The organism is Acinetobacter sp. R933-2 (assembly GCF_030325485.1).
Classification (GTDB): domain Bacteria; phylum Pseudomonadota; class Gammaproteobacteria; order Pseudomonadales; family Moraxellaceae; genus Acinetobacter; species Acinetobacter sichuanensis.
Genome location: NZ_JACAIJ010000012.1, coordinates 102,007 through 125,751, shown reverse-complemented (window position 1 = coordinate 125,751; position 23,745 = coordinate 102,007). Strand labels below are relative to the sequence as shown.

At 37.3% G+C, this 23,745-nt stretch carries 20 protein-coding genes; 13 read left to right on the top strand and 7 right to left on the bottom strand.

Annotated features, from left to right (window positions below; all coding sequences use genetic code 11):
- Positions 1-15: 15 nt before the first annotated feature.
- Positions 16-903 (top strand): tetratricopeptide repeat protein, encoded by an 888-nt coding sequence (locus tag HX005_RS14555; protein ID WP_286377901.1) that lies wholly within the window; start codon positions 16-18, stop codon positions 901-903.
- A gap of 64 nt (positions 904-967) precedes the next feature.
- Here HX005_RS14555 and HX005_RS14550 read toward each other — a convergent pair whose 3' ends face one another.
- Together HX005_RS14550 and HX005_RS14545 are read right to left on the bottom strand one after the other, a co-directional pair.
- On the bottom strand, positions 968-2,026 hold the full coding sequence (locus HX005_RS14550) for a type II asparaginase (RefSeq protein ID WP_286377900.1): 1,059 nt from the start codon (positions 2,024-2,026) through the stop codon (positions 968-970).
- Between the two features lie 252 nt (positions 2,027-2,278).
- Positions 2,279-3,514 (bottom strand): pyridoxal phosphate-dependent aminotransferase, encoded by a 1,236-nt coding sequence (locus HX005_RS14545; protein WP_107009738.1) that lies wholly within the window; start codon positions 3,512-3,514, stop codon positions 2,279-2,281.
- 152 nt (positions 3,515-3,666) lie between these two features.
- On the opposite strand from HX005_RS14545, the gene msrB reads away from it, so the two are divergent.
- Positions 3,667-4,086: a peptide-methionine (R)-S-oxide reductase MsrB gene (msrB, locus tag HX005_RS14540; RefSeq protein ID WP_286377899.1), complete on the top strand. Its 420-nt coding sequence runs from the start codon at positions 3,667-3,669 to the stop codon at positions 4,084-4,086.
- Complete coding sequence (locus HX005_RS14535) at positions 4,083-4,568, top strand: glutathione peroxidase (protein ID WP_286377898.1); 486 nt, start codon at positions 4,083-4,085, stop codon at positions 4,566-4,568. Before msrB ends, HX005_RS14535 begins: the two co-directional genes overlap by 4 nt.
- Before the next feature lie 378 nt (positions 4,569-4,946).
- On the opposite strand, the gene HX005_RS14530 is transcribed toward HX005_RS14535, so the two are convergent.
- Complete coding sequence (locus tag HX005_RS14530) at positions 4,947-6,302, bottom strand: amino acid permease (RefSeq protein WP_286377897.1); 1,356 nt, start codon at positions 6,300-6,302, stop codon at positions 4,947-4,949.
- A 237-nt stretch (positions 6,303-6,539) separates the two neighbouring features.
- On the opposite strand from HX005_RS14530, the gene HX005_RS14525 reads away from it, so the two are divergent.
- From HX005_RS14525 to HX005_RS14515, 3 genes are all read left to right on the top strand, one after another.
- Positions 6,540-7,523 carry an ion transporter gene (locus tag HX005_RS14525; RefSeq protein WP_286377896.1) on the top strand — a complete coding sequence of 328 codons (984 nt, stop codon included), beginning with the start codon at positions 6,540-6,542 and terminating at the stop codon, positions 7,521-7,523.
- A gap of 75 nt (positions 7,524-7,598) precedes the next feature.
- Positions 7,599-8,816 carry a sodium/glutamate symporter gene (gene gltS / locus HX005_RS14520; RefSeq protein WP_286377895.1) on the top strand — a complete coding sequence of 406 codons (1,218 nt, stop codon included), beginning with the start codon at positions 7,599-7,601 and terminating at the stop codon, positions 8,814-8,816.
- 400 nt (positions 8,817-9,216) lie between these two features.
- On the top strand, positions 9,217-10,137 hold the full coding sequence (locus HX005_RS14515; protein WP_107009733.1) for a LysR family transcriptional regulator: 921 nt from the start codon (positions 9,217-9,219) through the stop codon (positions 10,135-10,137).
- Positions 10,138-10,565: 428 nt separating this feature from the next.
- Here the strand turns inward: HX005_RS14515 and HX005_RS14510 are convergent, their stop codons facing one another.
- Entirely contained in the window at positions 10,566-11,480 is a 915-nt protein-coding gene (locus HX005_RS14510; RefSeq protein WP_286377894.1) for an alpha/beta fold hydrolase, read from the bottom strand.
- Between the two features lie 8 nt (positions 11,481-11,488).
- Positions 11,489-12,040, bottom strand: coding sequence for a PadR family transcriptional regulator (locus HX005_RS14505; RefSeq protein WP_286377911.1), 552 nt, complete (start codon positions 12,038-12,040; stop codon positions 11,489-11,491).
- A gap of 165 nt (positions 12,041-12,205) precedes the next feature.
- Between HX005_RS14505 and HX005_RS14500 the strand changes: the two genes are divergently transcribed.
- The 3 genes from HX005_RS14500 (at position 12,206) to HX005_RS14490 (ending at position 16,197) form a co-directional block, all read left to right on the top strand.
- Positions 12,206-14,230, top strand: a complete 2,025-nt coding sequence (locus tag HX005_RS14500; protein ID WP_286377893.1) for an NADPH-dependent 2,4-dienoyl-CoA reductase — start codon at positions 12,206-12,208, stop codon at positions 14,228-14,230.
- Positions 14,231-14,608: 378 nt separating this feature from the next.
- Complete coding sequence (locus tag HX005_RS14495; protein WP_286377892.1) at positions 14,609-15,013, top strand: nuclear transport factor 2 family protein; 405 nt, start codon at positions 14,609-14,611, stop codon at positions 15,011-15,013.
- Positions 15,014-15,114: 101 nt separating this feature from the next.
- On the top strand, positions 15,115-16,197 hold the full coding sequence (locus tag HX005_RS14490) for a YheT family hydrolase (RefSeq protein ID WP_286377891.1): 1,083 nt from the start codon (positions 15,115-15,117) through the stop codon (positions 16,195-16,197).
- Between the two features lie 154 nt (positions 16,198-16,351).
- On the opposite strand, the gene HX005_RS14485 is transcribed toward HX005_RS14490, so the two are convergent.
- A complete protein-coding gene (locus HX005_RS14485) occupies positions 16,352-17,227 on the bottom strand; it encodes a LysR substrate-binding domain-containing protein (protein WP_286377890.1) in 876 nt (291 codons plus the stop codon).
- 144 nt (positions 17,228-17,371) lie between these two features.
- Between HX005_RS14485 and HX005_RS14480 the strand changes: the two genes are divergently transcribed.
- On the top strand, positions 17,372-18,790 hold the full coding sequence (locus HX005_RS14480) for an aspartate ammonia-lyase (protein ID WP_286377889.1): 1,419 nt from the start codon (positions 17,372-17,374) through the stop codon (positions 18,788-18,790).
- Between the two features lie 143 nt (positions 18,791-18,933).
- Here HX005_RS14480 and HX005_RS14475 read toward each other — a convergent pair whose 3' ends face one another.
- Positions 18,934-19,473 carry an internalin gene (locus tag HX005_RS14475; protein ID WP_286377888.1) on the bottom strand — a complete coding sequence of 180 codons (540 nt, stop codon included), beginning with the start codon at positions 19,471-19,473 and terminating at the stop codon, positions 18,934-18,936.
- 226 nt (positions 19,474-19,699) lie between these two features.
- On the opposite strand from HX005_RS14475, the gene pyrG reads away from it, so the two are divergent.
- Genes pyrG through eno form a run of 3 tightly spaced genes read left to right on the top strand, consistent with a single transcriptional unit; the run spans position 19,700 to position 23,558 of the window.
- A complete protein-coding gene (pyrG, locus tag HX005_RS14470; RefSeq protein WP_107009780.1) occupies positions 19,700-21,340 on the top strand; it encodes a CTP synthase in 1,641 nt (546 codons plus the stop codon).
- Positions 21,341-21,367: 27 nt separating this feature from the next.
- Entirely contained in the window at positions 21,368-22,225 is an 858-nt protein-coding gene (kdsA, locus tag HX005_RS14465) for a 3-deoxy-8-phosphooctulonate synthase (protein WP_107009781.1), read from the top strand.
- Between the two features lie 43 nt (positions 22,226-22,268).
- The gene (gene eno / locus HX005_RS14460; protein ID WP_286377887.1) at positions 22,269-23,558 is read left to right on the top strand and encodes a phosphopyruvate hydratase; all 1,290 of its coding nucleotides are present in this window, start codon (positions 22,269-22,271) and stop codon (positions 23,556-23,558) included.
- Positions 23,559-23,745: the final 187 nt, after the last annotated feature.

Below are 23,745 nucleotides of genomic sequence, written 5' to 3'. Positions count from 1 at the left end.
CCTTAAAGGAAACAGATGAAAATTAAAACATTATTTTTATTGGGTTGTTTAGCTTTACCTGTTACAAGCGTTGTTTATGCAGAAGTTGAATATAGTTCCACTTTAGTCAAAAAAGCACAATCTGGTGATGCTCAAGCACAATATGAATTGGGTGAAGCATATTATCAAGGTTATGGTGTAGAGGAAAATTTAGCAGAAGCGTTAAAGTGGTATCGTAAGGCAGCAGCAAAAGACAATTTAGAAGCTATTTACTCAATCGGTTATATGTACGATGAAGGTGAAGCTGTTAAAGAAGATAATGTCGAAGCGATGAAATGGCTGCTCAAAGCTGCTGAGAAAGGTCATTTATTAGCACAATATCGCTATGGTCAAACTTTAGAAAATGGCGAAGAAGGTGTCAAAGCTGATCCTAAAAAAGCCATGACATGGATACAAAAAGCTGCGGATGGTGGTCTTGCAGAAGCACAATATCATGCAGGTTATAATTATGAAATGGGTGAATATGTCACCAAAGACTTGAAAAAAGCAGTTCAATATTATCAACTGGCTGTAGATCAAGAAAATCGTGATGCACAAAATAATTTAGGCGTTTTATATCATGATGGTGACGGTGTTACCCAAGACTATGCCAAAGCATTACAACTGTATACTTTAGCTTCTGAACAAGGCAATGAACTTGCAACGTCAAACATAGGTTTATTGTATGAAAATGGCGAAGGTGTAAAAAAAGATTTTAAACGCGCAGCAAAGTATTATGAATTGGCTTATGAACAAGGCGATCATGATGCACTTGAAAGCTTGGCAAATCTTTATGAAACAGGTGGTTTTGGTTTGAAAAAAGATACCAGTAAAGCGAAGGAATATCGTGAATCAATCGCGGCAACAGCAAGTGCTGCAGAATGATTGATGTATATGCTATAAATAAGCGCCGATGAGGCGCTTATTTTTTGTTTTAACTTCAAAAAAGTTAATATTCCCAAAACATACGTTGGATTTCTTTAGCATCTTGAGTCTTTGTCAGTGCTAAAGCTGCTAACAGTTTCGCTTTTTGTGGATTTAAATCGTGAGCGACGACCCAACCATATTGATCGTCAGGTTGTTCAGCATTACGTAAGACAAAACCTTGCGGAACACGTGATGAACGAATGATTTGAATGCCTTGTTGCTGTAACTGATTCAAGGTTGGGACAATGTAATTTGCGACAGAGCCATTGCCTGTACCTGCATTAATAATCGCTTTGACACCTGCTTTGGCATAAGCCAAGTAAGCATCGGGAAGCATATTGCCTGAACCATAAACAATTTGCACTGAAGGTAGGCGATCTCCTTGAATACTTTCTATATTAAATTCTGAACTATTGTTAAAGCGTTTCGCTACATTTCTAAACCAATAAGGCTTTCCTTCAACTAATGTACCTAAGGCTCCCCATTGGCTTACAAAAGCATTGGTGTGAATGTTAATGGTCTTACTCACATCACGTGCTGCAAAAATATCATCATTCATGAGAACAAAAACACCTTTGGCTTTGGCGCTATCCGCCGCAGCGAGCGCGACTGCACTATAAAGGTTCAAAGGACCATCCGCAGATAGGGCAGAAGGTGGGCGCATCGAACCCACAACCACGATAGGTTTATCTGTATGTACAGTTAATCCTAAAAAGAATGCAGTTTCCTCTAACGTATCGGTGCCATGCGTAATGACTACACCATTTACATCAGGCTTTTTAACCAACTCATTGACTTTACGGGCAATCGTTAAAAGCTCTTTATCTGTAATACTTTCTGAGGCAACTTGCAGTGCTTGTACACCTGTAACATTTGCAAGGTTTTGAATTTGTGGAACAGCTTTGAGTAGATCATCTACAGGAACTTTGGCTGCGGTATAAGTAGCGCTATTGGTAGAGCTTGCACCTGCACCTGCAATCGTACCACCTGTTGCGACGACAACGACATTGTTTTTAGCATAACTTGTAAATGGCAGTAGCATTCCAATCGAAAGTGCGAGAGCTGTAACCGTCTTTTTCATAAAATATCCTTTTCTATTCATCATTCTAGTTTTAAGCACTTTTTGTACCAATTTGAACTTAATATAAAAAATAGGTTTTTGCCCATACCTAATTTAAAATGATAGTTTTTGAATGATCATTCAAATTTATATGTATTGAAAAAGAAAATGTGAAATGGAAATAGCACTTTATTAAGCTATTAAGTTTTAAAACTTCTTACAAAAAAGCACCCAATCAATTGAGTGCTTTTGAAATTTATCTAAACTTGAAAATTAACGCATTTTTGCCAAGAAACGACTTAAACGATTTAATGCTTCACGCAGTTCATTTTCAGCAGGTAAGAACACGACACGGAAGTGGTCAGGCGTAGGCCAGTTAAAACCTGTACCTTGAACCAATAAAACTTTTTCAGCTTTTAAGAAATCCAACATAAATTTTTCATCATCTTCGATTGGATAAACTTCAGGGTCAAGTTTAGGGAAACAGTACATTGCGCCTTCAGGTTTTACACAAGATACGCCCGGAATGTCATTCAACATTTCCCATGCAATATTACGTTGTTCATATAAACGACCACCCGGACGAATCAAGTCATTGATTGACTGATAGCCCCCTAGAGCGGTTTGAATCGCATACTGCGCTTGATGGTTGGCACATAAACGCATTGAAGCGAGCATGTCTAAACCTTCAATATAATCGGCAGCGCGTGTTTTGTCGCCTGTGATCGCCATCCAGCCTGAACGGAAGCCAGCAATACGATAAGATTTAGATAAACCATTAAAAGAAATACATAATTGGTCGCCTGCGAGTGCAGCAACTGAAACATGTTCGATGCCGTCATACACGATTTTGTCGTAGATTTCATCTGCAAATAAAATCAAATCGTATTTTTTAGCCAAAGCAACAATTTGTTCTAAAACATGACGTGGATAGACTGAACCTGTTGGGTTATTTGGGTTAATAATCACGATCCCACGAGTATTGGGGGTGATTTTACTTTCCATGTCTGCAATATCTGGATACCAATAATTTTGGTCATCGCATTTGTAGTGAATTGCAGTACCACCTGAAAGATTGACCGCAGCAGTCCATAGCGGATAGTCAGGCATTGGAACAAGCATTTCATCGCCATCGTCCAATAAACCTTGCATTGCCATGACAATCAGTTCAGAAACACCATTACCAATATACACGTCATTGACATGCATATTTAAAATGCCTTTTTGTTGATAATACTGACAGACTGCTTTACGTGCAGGGAAAATTCCTTTTGAGTCTGTATAACCAATCGCATTAGGTAGATTTAAAGCGACATCATTAATAATTTCTTGAGGTGCTTCAAACCCGAATGGAGCAGGGTTGCCGATATTTAACTTAATAATTTTGTGTCCGGCTTCTTCCATTTCATTGGCCGCTCGTAACACTGGTCCACGAATGTCGTAGCAAACATGCTCAAGCTTTGACGATTTCTTGATTTCGCGTGGTTTTGTGTTACCTAAAACGGACATAATTTTATCCAATGATTTCGAGTTGAAAAAAATAGATTACTGAAATATCACAATCTATGTTGAAATTTAGCTAGATATTTTGCAAGCTCTAGCGTAAATATGGAAGTACGTGAAGCATGACATTGAATGTCAAAGATTTAAAGGAGTTAATGATGGGAAAACTCAATAAAACAGACCGAGAATGGCAAAGAGAGTTATCACCAGAAGAATTTAAGATCACTCGTCAAAAGGGGACAGAGCCTGCTTTTACGGGTAAATACTGGAATACTAAGCAACAGGGGACATATATTTGCCGTTGCTGTGGTACAGAATTATTTTCTTCAGAAACGAAATATGATAGTGGTAGTGGTTGGCCAAGTTTTTATAAACCAATTAATGCCGCCGCTGTTGAAGAAAATGATGATGATTCACACGGTATGCAACGCACAGAAATTGTTTGTCACCATTGTGATGCACATTTGGGGCATGTTTTTGAAGATGGTCCACAACCGACGGGGTTACGTTATTGTGTAAATTCCGCGTCGTTAGAATTAAAAACACAAGAAAAAAGTGATGAGGAAACCTATCCATGACCAGTATTTATCAGTTTGAAGCTGAATTATTAGAAGGAGACAATAAAGCTTTTTCAGACTATCAAGGCGAAGTTTTATTGATCGTGAATACAGCCAGTAAGTGTGGTTTTACACCACAATTTGCAGGTTTAGAAAAACTCTATGAAAAATATAAAGATCAAGGCTTTAAGGTTCTAGGTTTTCCATGTAACCAATTTGGTGGACAAGACCCAGGAAGTAATGAGCAAATAGGAGAATACTGCCAACGCAATTATGGTGTGAATTTTCCTATGTTTGCAAAAGTCGATGTGAAAGGTCCAGAAGCACACGCGATTTTTCGTTATTTGACCAATAATAGTAAAGGTGTTTTGGGGAGTGGAATTAAGTGGAATTTCACTAAATTTTTAATCAATCGCAAAGGTGAAGTCGTCAACCGTTACGCACCGACAACCAAACCAGAAGCATTAGAAGAAGATATTGAAAAAGCGTTGGCTGAAGTATAAAACTTCAATGCCATGTGCATTCAAGGTCTAAAAAATTGCTGAATGATTAGTCCTTTATGTTATTTTCATAGAGGGCTAAATTTTAGTAAATGATAAAAATATTCACACAGCCCCATTTGTATTACAAAGTTTGTATTTCTTTTCGTAGGCGATGCCTTACTTTTTAAGGATGAGGAATATATTCCGCAAGGTAACAAAAATCCTTTGTTGGACATGAGAAGCTAAGCTTCGCAAGATATCCTATCGCCCTTGTCCAACGGCGACATCCATGTCGCCCTGCGATAGCACCACTACGTTAAGCTTTAATTTTGGATAAGATCTATTGCAAATTGGTGTGAAACTGCTCAGTATACATTTTAGAACCCTACCAAATATTGATCACTGATTAGTTATTTTTGGTTTTAAACAATACGCTAAAGTCAAACAGATCAACCAAAATGGAATCAGAATGACCGCAATTTGCATATCGGGTGTCATCCACATCACGACCAAAATAGCAAACATAAAAATGATACAAATATAGTTTGTTATTGGGTATGCAATCGCTGGAAAAAGTGTCGATTTCTGGAGTTTGAGCATACGTTGCTTAAACTTTAAGTGAGTAAATGCGAGCATCATCCAGTTAATAACAATAGCAGATACGACTAAACTCATCAGTAACTTAAATGCTTTTTCAGGAAAAGCATAATTTAAAACAACGCAAATTGCAGTGACAACAGCAGAAGTTAAAATCGCAGCATAAGGAATGCCACGTTGATTAATTTTGCGTAAAAATTTGGGCGCATTGCCTTGTTCTGCTAAACCAAGCAACATACGACTGGTGCCATAACTGGTGCCGTTATAAACAGAAATTGCCGCAGTTAAAACCACAAAGTTTAAAATAGTGGCAACGCCTTGGCTACCTAAAGAATCAAAAATTAAGACAAAAGGACTGCCGCCTTCTGCAATCTGATTCCATGGGAATAATGAAAGTAAAACGATAATTGTGAGTACATAAAATAGCAAGACTCGATAGACAATTTGATTCACTGCTTTAGGAATGGTTTGGGTCGGGTTCCGTGTTTCTGCGGCAGCAATTCCAACTAACTCAATGCCACCAAAAGAAAACATAATGATCGCCATCGCCATAATTAAACCTGTAAAGCCATTTGGGAAAAATCCGCCTAAAGCCCATAAGTTTGTAATACTTGCTGTTTCACCTGCATGACCACTGGTCAGTAACCATGCGCCAAAGCCGATCATACCAATAATGGCTAAAATTTTGATGATTGAAAAAATAAATTCCATTTCACCAAAAACTTTGACGTGTAATAGGTTGATGATATTAATGAAAATAAAGAAACCTAGTGCAGACACCCATGTTGGAATTTCTGGCCACCAGTATTGTATATACAAACCGATCGCACTGAGTTCAGCCATACAAACTAAGACATTGAGTACCCAATAATTCCAACCTGACATAAAGCCAGCAAATGGATTCCAATATTTATAAGCAAAATAACTGAATGAGCCGCTTACAGGTTCTTCAACGACCATTTCGCCGAGTTGACGCATCATAAAAAAGGCAATGAGTCCTGCAATGGCATATCCTAAAATGACGGATGGACCAGCAAGTTTAATGGTTTGAGAAATTCCAAGAAATAATCCAGTTCCGATTGAACCACCTAATGCGATCAGTTGAATATGGCGGTTACTCAAACCATGTTTGAGTTGGCTCTGTTTTTGTGCAGACATAAATGATCCATTTATGTAGAAAGATGAGGAAATACAGCGAGGGCTGAAAATATGAGGTGGTTAATATAATAAATATTTATGTATAAATGAAATTTAATTTATGAGTAGAAAGTCTAATAAGTAAAAAAGACATATAATTTAAATAGATATTGTGAAAAATAAAAAAACCATAAAAATTGTCAAGATCAGACATCACGTATTACCATAATGCATTCTATAAAAAATAAGCACTCTGTTATGCGATTTAAGACTTGGTACACACTGCGTAAGTTTGTCTATGACAACTTACATAATGAGGATTACGAGACAAGATTTAGTCGCACCATTAACTTTTTTTTGATTTTTCTTATTGTTGGTAATGTGGTTGCGGTTTTATTAGAGTCCGTCAATGAAATTTATCGGGCTTATCAATTTTATTTTGATGTATTTGAAAATTTTTCAATCGTGATTTTTAGTGCTGAATATATTTTAAGGTTTTGGAGTATTGTTGAAAAAGAGCCGTTTGTGTCAGGTTGGAAACAACGTTGGCATTATGTCACGAGTGGCGCAGCAATTATTGATTTACTCGCAATTTTACCTGCTTATATTAATTTCTTTGTGCATATTGATTTACGTTTTTTACGAATTTTGCGATTACTCAGGTTACTAAAATTAACACGTTACTTTGTGTCATTACAGATTTTATTACGTGTAATTGAACGTGAAAAAGGTTCATTCCAAGCGGTTATTTTTATTTTATTAATCATGATTGTGATGGCGGCAGGTGGTATTTATGTGGTTGAAAGCCGTGCTCAGCCTGAAATTTTTAGTTCAATCCCTGCTGCAATGTGGTGGGCTGTCGTAACATTGACAACAGTAGGTTATGGTGATGTGACGCCAATTACGCCATTGGGACGTTTTTTAGGTGCATTGATTACCATTTTAGGGGTCGGGTTAGCTGCTTTACCAGCAGGTATTCTTGCCAATGGTTTAGCCAATGAATTGGAGTTGAGAAAACAGCAGCTCGAACTTAAGTTTCGAGATTTATTGAAAAATTGTGAAATTGATATTATTGAAGATGAAGAAAAAATAGAAAGTATTCGTAAAGAAGTAGGACTTTCAACCGAGCAAACACAGGATATTATATTGCAATTGATTCGAGAGCGTCGCGAAGAAGAATTAGAGCGTGAAAAAAATAAATATTGTTTTTGTCCGCATTGTGGGCACAAATTGCCAGAATAAATTACACTTATATGGATGAAAAATTATTCAATTATTTATTTAATGTCTCTATAAAATCGAATAAGCAGGTTAAACATGACATTAGAAATAGATGCTTTTGGAACAATTGTAATCGCAGTCTTCGTTTTATTTATTGGGCGAATTTTAGTTCAAAAAATATCCTTTTTAAGAAACTATAATATTCCTGAACCTGTAGTTGGTGGTTTGATTGCTGCGATCTGTGCTTATTTTGCTTTTAAATTTTTTAATATCAGTGCAACTTTTAATGACGCAATTCAAAAAGCCTTAATGTTAATGTTTTTTACTTCAATTGGTTTGAGTGCAAGTTTTGTAAAACTCAAAGAAGGCGGAAAATCTCTCGTTATTTTTCTGCTTTGTGTAGCAGGTTTTGTATTGGTACAAAATGCTGTGGGTATGAGTTTGGCAAAAGTACTTGGATTAGATCCATTAATTGGTCTAATTGTGGGATCTATTACATTAACTGGGGGGCATGGTACAGCAGGTGCATGGGGAATCATTCTTGAAAATGAACATGGCATTCATGGGGCTGTGGTCTTGGGAATGGCAAGTGCAACCTTTGGACTCATTATTGGTGGCGTAATTGGCGGTCCAGTTGCTAAGTTTTTAATTAAAAGACATAAATTAGCAACAGATTTGGGTATTGAAGAACATGATGATACACCTGCGGCTGAGGGAAGTGCAGCATTTGAATATCCACGGAAAACGCGTTTAATTACATCAAGTAATGCCATCTCAACTTTGGGAATGTTCTCATTATGTATTTTTATTGCCAATTGGATGACTGAGTTAAGCAAAGGTAAATGGTTTGAATTACCTACATTTGTTTGGGCTTTGGCATGTGGTGTATTACTGAGAAATTTTTTAGAGCATGTACTTAAAGTTAAAATATTTGATCGTGCAATTGATGTATTTGGTAATGCATCGCTATCTTTATATTTGGCAATGGCTTTACTGTCCTTACAACTGTGGTTGTTAGCAGATTTAGCAGGTCCACTGGTCATTATTTTATTATTGCAAACATTAACATTGGCTTTATATACAAGTTTTGTGACATTTAAAGTAATGGGCAGTAATTATGATGCCGCAGTATTGGCAGCAGGGCATTGTGGTTTTGGAATGGGAGCAACACCAACAGCAATTGCCAATATTCAAGCAGTGACCAATAGTTATGGACCATCACATAAAGCTTTTCTCATTATTCCTTTATGTGGTGCTTTCTTTATTGATATTATTAATGCTGTGGTTATTCAGACGATTATTAAGTTTTTTTAATACATATAAAATGAAAATCTAGCCTATCGCTCAGAAAATAAGCCTCCATAACGGAGGCTTTGCTGATTAAAGAGGTACTGCTTTATTGTTCTCTCATTTTTATTATCAAGTCTTTTTTCTTTTTATTGTATTTTTTAATGTTTTAGCAAAGATCAAGATAATAAAAACTAAGATAGATTGGATGCTGATGATTAAGTGGGGTAATAAGATTTTTCATAATTTTAAAGTGATGTAATTTCATTTGTTGTAAGAATTATTAAATAAAATTCATCATTAGGAAACTTCATTAAATTCATGTTATAGTGAAATTAATTCATCTAAATATCATTGACTATATAATGTTCAATCGTTGTATAGCAATTTATTTTTAAGTTCTATTTAGGTTTTATTGGATCTCCCCATGCTTGAAATACGCCATTTAAAAACTTTAACTGCTTTACGTGAACATGGTTCATTGGTTGCGGCGGCGAGTGATTTATGCCTTACGCCTTCTGCTATTTCTCATCAACTCAAAGAGTTAGATCATTGGTATGGGGTTGAAGTTGTCAATCGTCGTACACGTCCAGTTTCTTTTTCGAATGTTGGGCAAAGGCTGCTTAAACTGGCAGATGACATTCTTCCACAAATTCAAATTGCACAAACAGATATCACACGTATCGTACATGGTCAGACAGGACGCATCATTTTTTCGTCAGAATGTCATAGTTGTTTTGACTGGTTGATGCCTTTATTAAATCAATATCGTTCACAATATCCTGATGTAGATCTGGATTTTGCTTCAGGTTTTGAGGCAAATCCACATGAGTTACTACAAACTGGTGAATTTGACTTACTGATTACTGCTGATCCAATTGCGCTTAAAGGTATTGAGTATTTTCCAATTTTTGAATACGAGTCGCGTTTAGTTTTGTCAAATACGCATCCTTTGGTGCGAGCAAATCAAGTGACTGTGCAAGAGTTGGCAGAAGAAACTTTGATCACTTATCCTGTTGATAAGCATCGACTTGACATCATGTCACGCCTGTTTATTCCTGCAAATATTCAACCGAAACAAATACGTACTACAGATTTAACGCAAATGTTAATTCAGTTGGTTGCGAGTGGACGTGGAATTGCAGCTCTACCAGATTGGGTGGTAAATGAGTATGAGCAAAAAGGTTGGGTAACATCTCGACGTTTAGATTGTGTTTCGGAAAATGGTTTGCGTCGTACTTTATATGCAGGCTATCGTACAGAGGAAAAAGAGAAAAATTATTTTGAAGGTTTTTTAAATCAGTTAGATCGTTTTTCTAAGAAAAGAACAATTTACTATAATTCATAAGGGTGAATACACGATAAAGATTCGGAGGTGTTCTAAATAGTAAGCTGCTTATGATGATACTGAAGTGAATGAAAAATATTCAAGCACAGCCCCATTTATATTACAAAGTTTGTACTTCTTTTCGTAGGCGATGCCTTACTTTTTAAGGATAAAAAGTAACAAAAATCCTTTGTTGGACATGAGAAGCTAAGCTTCGCAAGATATCCTCCCTTGCGGAGCATTGCTCCTCATGTCCAACGGCGACATCCATGTCGCCCTGCAATAGCACCACCACGTTAAGCTTTAATTTTGGATAAGATTTACTACAAATTGCTGTGAAACTACTCAGCATACTTTTTAAAACATCGTCAAAAATTCAACTAAAGTCAAAATATAAAGCTTTAGTTGAATCATTTAGCTTTAAAACATCACATTTTATTGGTTGAATTTTAACTTTTATTTTTAAGTAAAAAATTTGTGATTTCTCTACCAAATTTCACAGGTTCGGTAATTAATGGGGTATGCCCTGAACGTTTGAATACGATATTTTTTGCATTTTTTAAATGTGCAGAAACTTCGAGTTGTCCTTGAGAAGGATACAGCGTCGATTTTTCACCAATAAAAAATGTGGTTGGACAGTCCAGTTGTGCAATGGCAGCCCGATAATCTTCCTGATGATTCAGATAATTGTCGATATACCAGGTCATATAATCAAGGCGTCGAATCGGGAGTAAATGCTTTTGTAATTGTGGACGCTTCAGTGCCAGATTGAAAATAAACGGACTGACTTTATTACTGCCTTGAATTTTAATAAAATTGATCCACATTTGCACCAATTCACTACGTGGTTCAGCAGGTAACTCATCCACAAAGCGATAGTTTTGGTATTGGTGCAAAAAGTCTGAATAATCTTTGAGAAAACGTTTGAATTTTAAATGTTTTTTTCCAAATAAACCAAATTTCCAAGACGCATCTGTGGTGATTTTTGGGGTTTGGTCTATATGTAAATATGCTTTGAGTTTTTCTCTTAAGTTGCCATATTGCATGCCATGCATGGCTGTTGTTGCACCCATAGAGTAAGCAATCAAAATAAAGTCATTGAGGTGCATTTGTTCAATCAGGCTGTCAATGTCACGCCAATGATTATGAATAGCATCAAGCTCTTGTGGAATTTTACAGGTGCGTGAACCGCCAAAACCACGCCAATCAGGGATAATAAATTTAAATTTTTTGATATTGGGAAGTAAAAACGGAAGCCATTGCCAGCTTTGCATGCCTAAACCAGACAGAACCAATACGGGTTCACCTTGCCCAATTTCTCGGACAAATAATTTTTCACCATCAGGCATTGTATAGTGTGGCATAGTAATCCTTAAGTTTTTTCTTTGTTTTCAAATTCTTTGAGTTGAGGAATGAGTTGACTGAGCCAATCAATCCAGCCATTTTCCAGATCAATTCCCAATTGTAAAATCATTTTATGAATATATAAAGTTCGATCTTGTGGGTCTGCGTGGGCAAAGTCTTTGTTAAAAATTTGCTGATACAATTTTAAATTTTCTTGATGTAACACTAAATGACGCTCTAATTCAGGCAAAATGGTATTGCCTCCAAATTGTGCCTCAAGTCTTAACCGCACCATAATTTCTTCACGAAGCTGAGCAGGTTGCCCTTGTTTGACCATCCATTCGGTTAGCTCTACACGTCCAAGTTGTTCAACCTGATAGGTTTTTTTGCGTCCTGTGTCAGCTTGATCTTCTAAAGTGGAAATCCAGCCTTTTTTCAGCATGCCACTTAATTCACGATAAATTTGTTGGTGTGTGGCATTCCAGAAAAAGCCCATAGAGCGGTCAAAACGGCGTGCCAACTCAAAACCTGTACTCGGTTTTTCAATCAGACTCGTCAATAAAACATGGGCTAAAGACATTTGAGTAATATTTCGCACATAAAATGGGTGTAAATTCATTATGCAACATGTTGCATAAAAATCAAATCTCGATTATAAATAAATTGCACTATGCAACTTGTTGCATTAAAAAATTAACTGAGAAGTTTCAAAGACCAGCCAGCGAAAGCACGCCAAGGAGTTCACATGTCTAATTACCCGCATTTACTTGCGCCATTGGATTTAGGCTTTACCACTTTAAAAAATCGCGTATTGATGGGTTCTATGCATGTAGGGCTTGAGGAAGTTGACGGTGGCTATGACCGTATGGCTGCATTTTATGCAGAGCGTGCAGCAGGCGGCGTTGGTTTAATTGTAACAGGCGGAATTTCACCGAATGATCACGGTGTAACTTTCTTTGGAGGCTCTAAACTTGATACCTTGGAAGAAGCAGAAAAGCATAAAGTGATTACACAGGCAGTACATGATGCAGGTGGTAAAATTGCCTTACAAATTTTGCATACAGGACGTTATTCTTATCAGCCTGAAAATGTTGCACCATCGGCAATTCAAGCGCCGATTAACCCAACCAAACCACATGCTTTAACTTCGGCTGAAGTTCAGCAAACCATTGCAGACTTTGCCAACTGTGCCAAATTGTCGCAAATTGCAGGCTATGATGGTGTTGAAATCATGGGTTCAGAAGGTTATCTGATCAATGAATTCATTGCAGCACGGACTAACCATCGTGATGATGAATGGGGCGGTAGCTACGAAAACCGTATTCGTTTCCCGATAGAAATCGTGCGTCGTACCCGTGAGGAAGTGGGTGAAAACTTCATTATTATCTATCGTTTATCCATGCTTGATTTGGTCGAAGGCGGCTCAACTTTAGAAGAAGTGATTCAGTTGGCGAAAGAAATCGAAAAAGCAGGTGCAACCATTATTAATACAGGAATTGGTTGGCATGAAGCACGTATTCCGACCATTGCGACCAAAGTACCACGTGCTGCATTTACATGGGTGACGAAAAAATTAAAAGGTTCGGTGAATGTACCGTTAATTACCTCAAACCGTGTCAATACCCCTGAAATGGCTGAACACGTGTTGGCTCAGGGCGATGCGGACATGATCTCAATGGCACGTCCAATGCTTGCCGATTCGCACTTTGTTGTAAAAGCTGAACAAGGTCGTGCAGATGAAATTAATACCTGTATCGGTTGTAACCAGGCGTGTTTAGACCATATTTTCTCAATGAAAATAGCAACTTGTTTGGTCAATCCACGTGCATGTTATGAAACTGAACTGATTTTCAAAGATACAGCAACCGTTAAGAATATTGCAGTCATTGGCGCAGGTCCTGCGGGACTCAGTTTTGCGACTTATGCGGCTGACCGCGGGCATAAAGTCACGATTTTTGAAGCATCCAATCAGATTGGTGGGCAGTTTAATATTGCCAAAACTATTCCCGGCAAAGAAGAATTTTATGAAACTTTACGTTATTTCAAACGTAAAATTGAGCTTCAGCCAAACATTAAACTTGTGTTAAATCATACTGCGACGTATGAAGAACTCAGCGCTGAAAATTTTGATGATATTGTGGTTGCAACAGGGGTTACACCACGTCATTTAAATATTGAAGGCATTGATCATCCTAAAGTTTTGTCTTATATCGAAGTATTACGTGACCGTAAGCCGGTGGGTAAAAAAGTGGCCATCATTGGTGCAGGCGGGATTGGTTTTGATACTGCGGAATATCTTTCTCATGAAGGTGAAAGTGGTAGTTTAAATCCACAGAAATTCTATGATGAATGGGGTATTGATACCACTTATGCACATGTTGGTGGCTTAAAAGCACCTGAAGTCGAGCAATCACCACGTGAAATTTATTTACTGCAACGTAAAACCAATTCAGTCGGTGCAGGCTTAGGTAAAACCACAGGATGGATTCACCGTACAGGCTTGAAACACCGTCATGTCAATATGATTCCGGGTGCAAGCTACGACAAGATTGATGATCAAGGCTTGCATATTACTGTGGCTGATAAAGTCATGGTATTGGATGTAGATAACGTTGTGATCTGTGCAGGGCAAGAATCTTATACCGCGATGTTTGAGCAACTCCAGGCAGATGGTAAATCTGTGCATCTGATTGGTGGTGCGAAAGAAGCAGGCGAGTTGGATGCGAAACGTGCCATTCGTCAAGGCGCTGAATTGGCGATGGTGATTTAGTTTTTTTACCTCTCCCTTGCGAAGTACACTTCTCATCTCCTGAAAGGAGAGGGAACATCATTTTTTCAAATGTGTTTTTCCCCCTCTCTTGCGCCATATATGGCTCAGGGAGAGGGTGTTAATATTTTTTTAAATTTATAGCATCCTCTTTAATTATTTATTTAAAAGAACTGCTCCCTTGCGAAGTAATGCTTCATATCTTCAGAAAGGAGAAGAAGCGCTATTAATTTTTGAAGAATCCCTCCCAACCTCCCTTTAAAAAAGGGAGGAGCACTGCGGATCTAATAATTATTAGATCCGCAGATTTTCCCCTCTTTTGTAAAGAGGGGGTTAGGGGAGATTATTTTGAATTGAAGGGAATCCAAATAGGACATTAAAATGAGCTATACCAATACCAAAACTGCCGTACAAAAATGGCATCGCATGGTTCAAACCCGTGATATGAACATTCTCAACGAATTACTCGCAGATGATGTGGTCTTTCGTTCACCTGTTGCATTTAATCCTTATGAAGGAAAACAGGTGGTATTTTTTATCTTGAGTAATGTGATTGAGATTTTCGAAAACTTTACCTATCACCGTGAATTTTTTACTGAAGATGAACAAAGTGTGGTCTTGGAGTTTTCGGCTATTGTCAGTGAAAAGAAACTCAAAGGCATTGATATGATTCGCTTTAATGAACAAGGTCAAATTGTTGAATTTGAAGTGATGTTACGTCCAAAAAGTGGTTTAGAAGCACTTGCAGTGAAAATGGGCGCACGTTTTGCCCAATATCAAGCATAATCAAATGTAAATCTGTTCAGGAATACACAGGTATTCCTGAATGAAGGGCTGTATCGCAGTCAAAGCTGTATTTTAAAATGTCCAAAATGTAGAGATGAGCAATGTCTATTCTGAATAAAGTCAGTCAAATGACGCAACATGTACTGGATCAACTCACTGGTGCAGAATTGCCGAAAATGTATTATGACCCACAGGGACAGATGAAAACGGTGTTGGCACAATTGCCACAACTGCAACAAAAATATCGACCGACACCGTGGTTGAGTAATCAGCATGTGCATTTATTATATTTTGATATCATCAAGAAAAAGATGATCAAGTTACAATACGATCGGATTGAGCAACTGACCATGCAAGATGGTGGGGTGACGGCGATTGCTTGGTATGGCTATGATTTACCTCAGGATACGCCAACGATTGTGATCATGCATACCATCACAGGTACGCCTGAAAGTATGCGTGAGTTAGTCAAAGATTTGCATGACTATACAGGATGGCGCATTGCACTGTGTTTACGCCGTGGACATGCAGGCTTACCGATGCCTGTACCACAAATGTCGATTTTTGGTTCAACCGCAGATTTACGTGAGCAAATTCAGTGTATTCAACAGAAATTTCCACAATCTGAACTGTATGCTGTCGGCTCTTCGGCAGGAACAGGATTATTGGTACGTTACTTGGGGGAGGAAGCTGAAAATACACCATTTAAAGCCGCTTTTGCCATGTGTCCGGGTTATGATACTGAACTGGGTTTTGCCAATGTGCATCCTTTTTATACCAAAGTCATGACCAAAAAATTATTTAAAGCTTTTATTACGCCCTATGCGCAAACCTGGGCAAAAATAGATTCGGTACAAACTGTTTTACAGACCAAAACTTTGCAGGAATTTCAAAATGAGTATTTTGAAATGGCAGGATTTTCAGATTATCAGAGTTATAATCAGGCGATTAACCCGATTTATGTGTTTGAAAATGTTAAAATTCCATTGATGATTTTAAATGCTGAAGATGATCCAGTTTGTTCAATTAAAAATCTGGAGCCTTTTAAGCAAACCATTGAAAATATGTCAAATATTATTGTAGTCATCACCAAAAAGGGCAGTCATTGTGGTTTCTATGAGGGTTTAAATACCAAATCATGGGCATCAAGGCTAATCGCAGGTTTTTTACAGCAATATTCATGATATGAATGACCAATCAATATTGGATAAAGTGATCAAATAATCGGATAAATCAGATATTGTTATTTGATCTATCCGTTTTAATGATCCAATTGTGATGCTTTATTGATTTTAAATAGATGGAATCGTGTAAATATTAAAAAATTTGAGAAATGGTTTATGTAAGTGCTAAATAATTCCAAACGAAATTTATCTTTTGAGAGTAAATCATATTACTACGAACAATATAAATATCTTGGAAGAAACTATAACCATCCAGTATTTTTAATTTATTTTCATTGATTTCATCTTCAATGAGTAAACGAGGTAACCACGCTATACCTAAGCCTTGTAAAGCCAAAGCTTTTAAGTCACTGGCATTATCTGTTTCATATAAAGTTCGATAATTCAGTTTATTTTCTATCATTTTATCGACACATTTTCTCAGATAGGCTTGTCTACTATAGGCTAAAAGCGGGAAAGTTTGATTGAGTTCGTATTTAGGCAATTCATTTTTGCTGGCTGTCACGGGCACAATTTGCATATTTACAATTTTATGGTAGGTAAAAAGCGTAGCATCCAATTGTTGTAAAGTAAGTTGATCACAATAACAAATGAGAAAATCACAAGAACCATCTTTTAATAAACGTATGCCTTGTTGCAGATTTGCAGCAATAATTTCTAATTTTAGGTCATTATAGTCTGAATATAATTTTTGAATAAATTTGGGAAAAAACTGAGTAATGAGAGAATGGGATACGGCAAATTTAATCGAAAGTTCATTGTCTTTAATATTTTTTTCTAAATACGTTATCGTTGTATTCATTTGGTTTTTAATACTTTTTGCTGTTGATAGCAAGACTTGACCAGCATCTGTAAAATCAATATTTTTACTATAACGCTTTAAAATTTGAAATCCCAACGATGCTTCAATATTTTGTATTCTACGTGTAAACGCTGATTGCGTGACATGACGTATAGATGCTGCTCTAGAGATCGATTTTTCTTGATCCAATGCAAGAAGATCCTCAATCCAGCGAATTTCAAGCGTCATGTCTGATTACCAATAAATATTTAACTCATGAAAGTATAACAAGTGATATGCAAAAAATGCATACAGATATATTTTTTTACATTGGTCAAGTTTGGATTATTTCACCTAAGATAAATTCATCATCTTCGTAGAGCTACATTGCAAATGAACATTGAAATTAAAACGAGAACTGAAAAGGATTTATTGGGAAGCAAGGAAGTTCCATTTCATTGCTACTACGGTGTGCAAACATTAAGAGCGCTTGAAAATTTTAATCTAAGTGTGCATAAGTTAAGTGATTTTCCTATTTTTATTCAAGCGCTTGCTATGGTGAAATCCGCTTGTGTGGATGCTAATTTTAAATTAAATAAAATCGAAGAACATAAATATAATGCGATTCAATATGCATGCCAGCAATTGATAAATGGTTCATACCATAGCCATTTTCCTATTGATATGATTCAGGGTGGGGCTGGAACTTCTACAAATATGAATGCCAATGAAGTTATTGCAAATATTGGATTGGAGTTTTTGGGGTATGCAAAAGGTGAATATCAACATCTACATCCCAATAACGATGTAAATATGTCTCAGTCGACCAATGATGTATATCCAAGTGCAATAAAAATAGGTTTATTATTTGCATTGGATCATCTGAATATTCCATTTCAAAAACTCATTGAAAGCTTAAGTAGCAAAGCTAACGAGTTCTCTGATATCTTGAAAATGGGGCGTACTCAGTTACAAGATGCTGTGCCGATGACATTAGGGCAAGAATTTAGTGCTTTTGCGCACACCTTACAAAATGATTTGCAAAAATTAAATCATATTATGCCTGATTCACTCAGTGTCATTAATTTAGGTGGAACAGCAATTGGTACGGGAATTAATACCGAAACTGAGTATCGTATAAAAGCAATTCAAGCTTTATCAGAAATTACAGGTAAAAATATTTCAAGTGCGCCTGATTTGATTGAGGCGACGACAGATATGGGTGACTTTGTACTTTTATCAAGTTTACTCAAACGTACTGCAACAAAGTTGTCTAAAATTTCTAATGATTTACGTTTGTTATCGAGTGGACCACGTACAGGTATAGGCGAGATCCAATTGGAACCGCGTCAGCCTGGTAGTTCAATCATGCCAGGAAAAGTAAATCCAGTCATTCCTGAAGCGATGAATTTGGCGTGTTATCAAATTATTGCAAATGATTTGGCAATTACTTTGGCTGCAGAAGGTGGGCAACTACAGTTAAATGCATTTGAACCATTAATTGCGCTTAAATTATTTGAATCTATTGAGTTATTAGGCAAAGCGATGCAAATGTTAAATGAAAAATGCATCCAAAATATCCGTGCCAATGCAGCACATTGTCAGCATTTAGTAGAAAACTCAATTGGAATTGTGACTGTTTTAAACCCATATTTAGGTTATGAAACTACTACACGAATTGCAAAGATGGCAAATGAGTCAGGTGAGAGTATTTTAGCTTTGATCAAAGCTGAAGGATTACTTTCAGATGAAATTTTGGCAAATGTACTTGCTGTGCATAATATGATTCAGCCAAAACAACACGCAGCTTAGTGTTTTAAGTTAAGGATAAAATCAATCTAATGCATAACTTACATAAGAAATTAAAGTTTTCATATCATGTATGAAACTTGATACTGATGTAGCGTGAATAAAAAAAGGGAAATTATAATTTCCCTTTTTTAAATACTAAATTTTTAGTTTTTTAACGCAGGTGTAGCAGCAGCGATTGCCGCAGCAACGGCATCATCTTCAGTTTGAGCAGCACTTGAGTTTGCTTTTGGTGCAGGTGTTTCTGCACGTGCAGTTTCAACAGCTACAGGTTTTGCTTCTGGCTTCGGTGCTGCAGGTTTTGGCGCTTCTGTACGTGTCGTTTCAGTTGCTTGAACAGGGCGAGGTGCTGGCGTTTCTACACGAGGCGTTGGTGCTGGAGCAGGTGCTGCAGTTACAGGCTGTTGTTGAACTTGATGATTTGATGCTGTACTTGGTGTATCAGTTTGACTTGCTTGAGCAGGTTGTTGCTGATTATTCACTTGAGTTGGCTGCTGTTGAGTCTCATCTTGATCATGTTCAGCAGAATCAAGGTTTTCAAACTGAGCAGGTTGTTGTACAGGTTGCTGTGTTTGAGTTGTTTCTACTTTTTCAGGTTCATCATTTTTAGGCTCTTCTTTTTTCACACATGCTGTTAAAACAAGACCTGTAGCAATCAAACCACAAATTAAAATTTTTTTATTCATATTTACACAAAATATAGCTTCTAGGGAGTAAGGCTATTATAACAATAAAATTAGAGATAAAAATCATGTACTGTAATGTTAATTTTTGATTGGAAATGCTGATAGAATAGCCAATTGTTTATTGTTCTATGAATTGATGTGAATTGACTTTGCTTTCTAGGTACAAGGTAAAGTAAAATCGCACAACATTGTAGGCCAATTTAGGCTCCATTGTACGAGAAACTTAATGACCCATTTTATATTCGTCACTGGTGGTGTTGTATCATCACTAGGTAAAGGTATTTCAGCTGCTTCAGTTGCTGCACTTTTAGAAGCCCGTGGTTTAAAAGTGACCATGGTCAAAATGGATCCATACATTAATGTCGATCCTGGGACTATGAGCCCATTCCAACACGGTGAAGTTTTTGTTACAGAAGACGGAGCTGAAACGGACTTAGATTTGGGTTATTACGAGCGTTTCTTACGTCGTGCGAAAATGACCAAATTGAATAACTTTACTTCTGGTCGTGTTTATCAGGATGTCTTGAACAAAGAACGTCGTGGTGATTACTTAGGCGGTACAGTACAAGTTATTCCACATATTACGGACAATATTAAAGAACGTGTACTTCGTGCAGGCGAAGGCTATGACGTTGCCATCGTCGAAATCGGTGGTACGGTAGGTGACATTGAATCTCTCCCATTCATGGAATCTGTACGTCAGTTAATGGTTGAGCTTGGTCATAAACGTACAATGCTCATGCATTTAACTTTATTGCCATATATCAAGTCTGCTGCTGAGCTTAAAACTAAGCCAACACAACATTCTGTAAAAGAATTATTGTCTATTGGTATTCAACCTGACATTTTGATTTGTCGTACTGAGCATGATGTTGATGCAGACACAACTCGTAAAATCGCGTTATTTACTAACGTTGAGGCACGTGCAGTTGTGGTATGTAAAGATGCGCGTTCAATTTATCAAATTCCACGTACATTCTATGAACAAAATGTTGATGATTTAATCTGTGAACGTTTTGGTTATGACAATTTGCCAGAAGCGGATCTTTCAGATTGGGATCACGTTGTTGAAGCATTATTGAACCCGGAATACACAGTGCGTGTGGCGATGGTGGGTAAATATGTTGAACTGCCAGATGCGTATAAGTCTGTCAATGAAGCACTTTTACATGCAGGTATTCAAAACCGCGTTAAAGTTCAAATTGACTATGTCAATGCTGAAGAACTTGAAAGCCAAAATGTTGCTGAAGTATTGAAAGATGCAGATGCAATCCTTGTTCCAGGTGGTTTTGGTGAGCGCGGTACTGAAGGCAAAATGAAAGCGATTCAGTTTGCACGTGAAAATAAAGTACCATTCTTAGGGATTTGTTTGGGTATGCAATTGGCTGTGATCGAGTTTGCACGTCATGTTGCAGGTATGCCAGAAGCGACTTCAACAGAGTTTAACCGTTCAACTAAATTCCCATTGATTGGTTTAATTACTGAATGGTTAGATGAGCGTGGCGAAATTCAACATCGTAGTGCCGAGTCAAACTTAGGCGGTACAATGCGTTTAGGTGCACAAAAATCTGAATTGGTTGAAGGCACAAAAACACGTGAAGTTTATGCAAAAGCAGAAATCACAGAACGCCATCGTCATCGCTATGAAATGAATGATCGTTTTATTCCTGCTATTGAAGAAGCAGGTATGAAAATTTCTGGTTATTCTGCGGTACAACATCTTGTTGAAACTGTAGAAATTCCTGAACATCCTTGGTTTATTGCTGTACAATTCCACCCAGAATTTACAAGCTCACCACGTGATGGTCATCCATTATTTGCTAGCTTTATTGATGCTGCTAAACAACAGCACCAAAATAGTAAATAAGCATATAGCGACAACTAGGAAGTTTAAATGTCACAATTAAAAGCACAAGAAATTGTACGTTTAGGCGATATACAAATGGCAAATCATTTGCCATTTGTACTATTCGGCGGCATGAATGTACTTGAGTCTAAAGATTTAGCGTTTGAAATAGCAGAAACTTATGTTGATATCTGTAAACGCTTAGATATTCCATATGTATTTAAAGCAAGCTTTGATAAAGCGAATCGTTCAAGCCTACATTCATTCCGTGGTCCTGGTTTGGAAAAGGGCTTAGAGTGGCTAGCTGACATTAAAAAACATTTTAATGTTCCTATCATTACTGATGTACATGAACCTTATCAGGCGGCACCAGTCGCTGAAGTTGCAGACATTATACAACTTCCAGCATTTTTAAGTCGTCAGACTGATCTGGTTGAAGCCATGGCAAAAACGCAAGCCATTATCAATATCAAAAAAGCCCAGTTTCTTGCACCACATGAAATGCGTCATATTTTGCATAAATGTTTGGAAGCAGGAAATGACAAATTAATTTTGTGTGAGCGTGGTTCAGCATTTGGCTATAACAACTTAGTTGTAGACATGTTGGGCTTTGATACCATGAAAGAAATGAATGTCCCTGTGTTTTTTGATGTCACACATGCTTTGCAAACGCCGGGTGGACGTGCAGATTCTGCGGGTGGGCGTCGCGCACAAATTACCACACTTGCTCGTGCAGGTATGGCAACAGGTTTAGCAGGATTATTCTTAGAAGCACATCCTGATCCTGAACAGGCAAAATGTGATGGTCCTTGTGCATTACGTATGTCACAGCTTGAGCCATTCTTGGCACAATTAAAAGAATTGGATACTTTAGTAAAAGGATTCAAGAAGTTAGATACTCATTGATACCATTTTGGTATCTTTTATTCATTCAACTGAGGAATTATTCATGAGCCAAATCGTTGACATTCGTGCACGTGAAATCTTGGACTCTCGTGGTAACCCAACCATCGAAGCAGACGTAATTTTAGAATCTGGCGTTGTTGGTCGTGCATGTGCACCATCTGGTGCTTCAACTGGTTCTCGTGAAGCTTTAGAACTTCGTGATGGCGATAAAGCGCGTTATTTAGGTAAAGGCGTTAAAACAGCGGTTAATAATGTAAATACTTTAATCCGTGATGCTTTGGTTGGTAAGTCTGTATTTGAGCAAAAAGACATCGATAATACGATGATTGCGCTTGATGGTACTGAAAACAAAGAAAAATTAGGTGCAAATGCAACTTTAGCAGTATCGCTCGCTGCTGCACGTGCTGCTGCTGATGAAAAGAAAATTCCACTTTTCCAATACATCGCAGATTTACGTGGTCAAACCATTTTAACAATGCCTGTACCAATGATGAACATCATCAATGGTGGTTCACATGCAGATAATAACGTTGATATTCAAGAGTTTATGATTGAGCCTGTAGGCTTCACTTCATTCTCTGAAGCGCTTCGTGCGGGTGCTGAAATCTTCCATTCTTTAAAATCAGTATTAAACAAAAAAGGTTTAAACACTGCTGTTGGTGATGAAGGTGGTTTTGCACCGAACTTACGTTCAAACGAAGAAGCAATTACTGTAATTCTTGAAGCAATTGGTCAAACTGGTTATAAAGCGGGTTCTGATATCATGCTTGCGCTTGACTGTGCATCTTCAGAATTCTACAAAAATGGTCAGTATATTCTTGCAGGTGAAGGCAACAAAGCATTTACAAGCAACCAATTCTCTGACTATTTAGCAGGTCTTGTAAACCAATATCCAATTATCTCTATTGAAGATGGTTTGGATGAGTCTGATTGGGAAGGCTGGTCTTATTTGACTTCTATCCTTGGTGATAAAATCCAATTGGTTGGTGATGATTTATTCGTTACAAATCCTAAGATTTTACAACGTGGTATTAATGAGAAAGTAGGTAACTCTATTTTAATCAAATACAACCAAATTGGTACGTTGACTGAAACTTTAGATGCGATTTACCTTGCAAAAGACAATGGTTATACCACTGTTATCTCTCATCGTTCAGGTGAAACTGAAGATTCTACAATTGCGGATCTTGCAGTAGGTACAGCAGCAGGTCAAATCAAAACAGGTTCACTTTGCCGTTCTGACCGCGTAGCAAAATATAACCAATTACTTCGTATTGAAGAATTAACGAAAGCGGCTTACCGTGGTAAGGCTGAATTCAAAGGTTTGAACTAAGCTAAAAAGGTTGTTGTTATTGAAGCATAGAATGGTTTTGTTGATGAAAATAAAGTCATAGAACAGAAAATGTGAAAATAGCAACAACCTTTTCAAGTTTTATACTGAAGCTTGAGAAAAAATTAGTCATACTCTGACTAGACAAAGATATTTTTAATTTGTTGTATACATTAAAGTGTTTTCTTTA